Raw genomic sequence first — 3,203 nt, forward strand, 5'->3', positions numbered from 1 at the left:
GACTGGGGGGTGGGGAAATTTTGTATATTTATTTAATACTCAATACCCAATACCCATTCCCTAATTCCCAATACCTAATCCCTTTAGAGGTGTCATGGCTTATGAGATGAAAAAACAACGAGCGATCGCAGTTGACTTATTCGCCGGTGCGGGGGGTATGACTCTTGGCTTTGAACAAGCTGGCTTTGATGTGCTGGCGTCTGTGGAAATTGACCCGATCCACTGTGCAACACATGAGTTTAACTTTCCTTTTTGCTCAGTGTTATGTAAAAGTGTTGTGGAGACAACCGGGGAAGAAATTAGGAATCGGTCTGAGATTGGCGATCGCGAAATTGATGTGGTAATTTGTGGCTCACCATGTCAAGGATTTTCTCTAATTGGTAAACGGGCTGTTAACGATCCACGAAACTCTTTGGTGTTTCACTTTCATCGGCTGGTTTTTGAGCTAAAACCAAAGTTCTTTGTAATGGAAAATGTCCGGGGGATCACAGTTGGCGAACATAAACAAATCCTCCAAACCTTAATTAGCGAGTTTAGAATTCACGGCTATAAAGTAGAAGAGAATTACCAAGTTCTCAACGCTGCACATTACGGAGTACCACAATCCCGTGAGAGATTATTTCTCATAGGTGCAAGAGAGGATGTAGAGTTACCGAAATATCCTCAGCCGATTACTAAACAAGCATTACCAAATAATTTAACTTCTAAAAAAATATCTGATATCCTATTGAGTCCTACAGTATTGGATGCAATTGGAGATTTACCTGAAATAGAAAAATATCCAGAGTTACTAACAAGAGATTGGGTTGTAGCAGAATACGAAAAGCCTAGTAACTATGCTCTTTTACTTCGCGGTATCAAATACCTAGATGATGATTATTCTTACAAACGTGAATATGATTTGCGAATACTTTCTTCAAGTTTAAGAACAAAACATTCTGCGGAAACTATTCAACGATTTCAGGATACTCAACAAGGCGAGAGAGAAAAAATTAGTCGCTTTTATAAGCTGCATCCTGCTGGTGTCTGTAATACTTTAAGAGCGGGAACAGACAAGTATAGGGGTTCTTTCACATCTCCTAGACCGATTCATCCAATTACGCCGCGTTGTATTACAGTTAGAGAAGCGGCGAGATTGCATTCTTACCCAGATTGGTTTAGATTTCATGTAACCAAGTGGCACGGATTTCGACAAGTTGGTAACTCTGTACCACCGTTACTAGCAAAGGCTGTGGCGGCGGAAATTATTCGCAATTTGAATATTTCGCCTTTTAAGCCGAGTTTCGGATACAAGTTGGCAGAGGAGAAACTATTACAATTTAATATGTCGCAAGCGGCACAATATTATCAGTGTGACTGGTAAGAATACACTTTGTAATATGTGCAAGCTTGCGCTAAGTCCAAGCACGGAAGAATGTACTATCTTCCCAGATATTAGCAGTCCGTTGTGCGATCGCTGTTAATTCTTCCTTTTTAAGAGGCACAAAAGCCCGTGCTATCTTGACATTATTCTCTAATTGTGCAACTGTCTCTGCTGCAATTACACAACAATGAACTCCAGGCTGAGACATTGTATAACCTAAAGCTTGCTGCATACCTGTCAACCCACCTGATTTAAATAGCCGACCATAAGCTGGGACTTTCATCGCAATCACACCGACATTTTTTTCTTGAGCAACTGGTAGAACAACCGGGATAAATGGACGTGGGTGGTGTTTGTCGGCGGCATTCACAGGAATCAGTGTAGTGTGGAAAGGATAGCGACGCAAGCCTTCGGCAATCACCTGAGGGTCGTGATGTCCGGTAATACCTGCGAAGCGCACCAATTTTTGTTCTATGGCTTCTTCTAAAGCTTTAATTGCGCCTGATGGACTAAAGATGGTGTCGAGTTCTTCAGAAAAAGAAACGTGATGCAACTGCCACAAATCGAGATAATCTGTATTGAGACGTTTAAGCGATCGCTCCAATTCTCGCCATGCACCATCCCGATCTCTTTGATCAGTCTTGCTTGCTAGAAATACCTTTGAGCGATGGGGTGGTAGTACTTTGCCTAAATAATCTTCACTCGGCCCATAACTAGCGGCTGTATCAAAGTAGCGAATGCCAAGTTCCAGCGCTCTTTGAATAATTGCCGCAGCATCACCCTCTTTTCCTTCCCAGGATAGTGGCGTTTGTCCTGCTCCTCCTAACCCAAAGATAGGCACTTTGACTTTAGTGCGTCCCAGTAACCGTTCTAGCATGGTTGCTGGCGGTGTAGCGGTGTTAGTAGTATTTTGCTGTAAAGCATTAGTTGCCACAATACCTCCTGTCACAGCAATGCTGGTAATTAGGAAATTACGCCGCGTCTTTCCTTCTGTCATGATTGGCTTAGGGGGCGATATTACTTTTATTCTAATATCTTAGCTAGGGAGATTTAATCTAAGTAAGCAAAATTACTGATAGATCAGGAACACTCCAAAACCTCTGATCATTGGTTAGAAAAGTACGCTATTTAACGTTCAGGTAAAGTCGGTATAATGCATGATTGAATTAATTGCTTGCCTGTTGTTAGCCACCGTCCCCCGATAAATTTAGCTGCCCATAGACATTGATATTAAATGTAAATTGAATAGGGAGCTGGTTACTGGTATATCCTGTGGGCAAAGGTGCAAAGGGTGCAGCTCGCTGTATAGCGTTGAGCGCTGCTTGATCAGTGACGCTGAATCCAGAGGTTTGTACAAGCTGGAGATTGCTTAGTTGCCCGGAACGGTTAATAGTGAAGTTAAGCACTGTTCGCCGGGAAGACTGGCTCACTTCTGGTAGCCACTGCTGTTTGACTTGTTGCTGTAGTTGGTTTAAGTAAGAGGTGATATCTATATCTTGACTGCTGGCATCAATACCAGAAGGAGCTTGGTTATCTCGGTTGGAATTAGGTAAGGCTGCCAGATAATCACCGCTAAAATTCCGACTAGATACACTTTGAGTACCACCCAGCAAGCTTGCTGCACCTGTTTTCAGAGATGACGGTGTTCGTTTACTTAAAAGTGTTCTCGACTGTCCTAAGTTCTTAGGATTGGGTACTGGTGATTTAATAGCAGGTGCAAGCGCTGTTTTTCGAGGTAGTGCTGGTGGTGTGGTATTAGGCGCTACTGCTATTTTTTTAGGTTTGGGTGTTGGTGATACAGTTGCTCTTTTGATCGCAGTTGGCTGAACTTTGGGTGCTG

Annotated in this window: 3 protein-coding genes; 1 reads left to right on the forward strand and 2 read right to left on the reverse strand. The window is 42.8% G+C overall.

Translation table 11 applies throughout. The annotated features are described in order from the left end of the window. Window positions 1–106 precede the first annotated feature (106 nt). Window positions 107–1,363: a DNA cytosine methyltransferase gene (locus tag ACFFAP_RS37430; RefSeq protein ID WP_375515944.1), complete on the forward strand. Its 1,257-nt coding sequence runs from the start codon at window positions 107–109 to the stop codon at window positions 1,361–1,363. A 31-nt stretch (window positions 1,364–1,394) separates the two neighbouring features. Here the strand turns inward: ACFFAP_RS37430 and ACFFAP_RS37435 are convergent, their stop codons facing one another. After that, window positions 1,395–2,360 carry an aldo/keto reductase gene (locus ACFFAP_RS37435; protein WP_375515945.1) on the reverse strand — a complete coding sequence of 322 codons (966 nt, stop codon included), beginning with the start codon at window positions 2,358–2,360 and terminating at the stop codon, window positions 1,395–1,397. 187 nt (window positions 2,361–2,547) lie between these two features. After that, window positions 2,548–3,203: energy transducer TonB (locus ACFFAP_RS37440; RefSeq protein ID WP_375515946.1), on the reverse strand; the 656-nt coding region annotated here is incomplete at its 5' end.

The sequence above is a fragment of the uncultured Nostoc sp. genome (genome assembly GCF_964245575.1).
Classification (GTDB): Bacteria; Cyanobacteriota; Cyanobacteriia; order Cyanobacteriales; family Nostocaceae; genus Nostoc.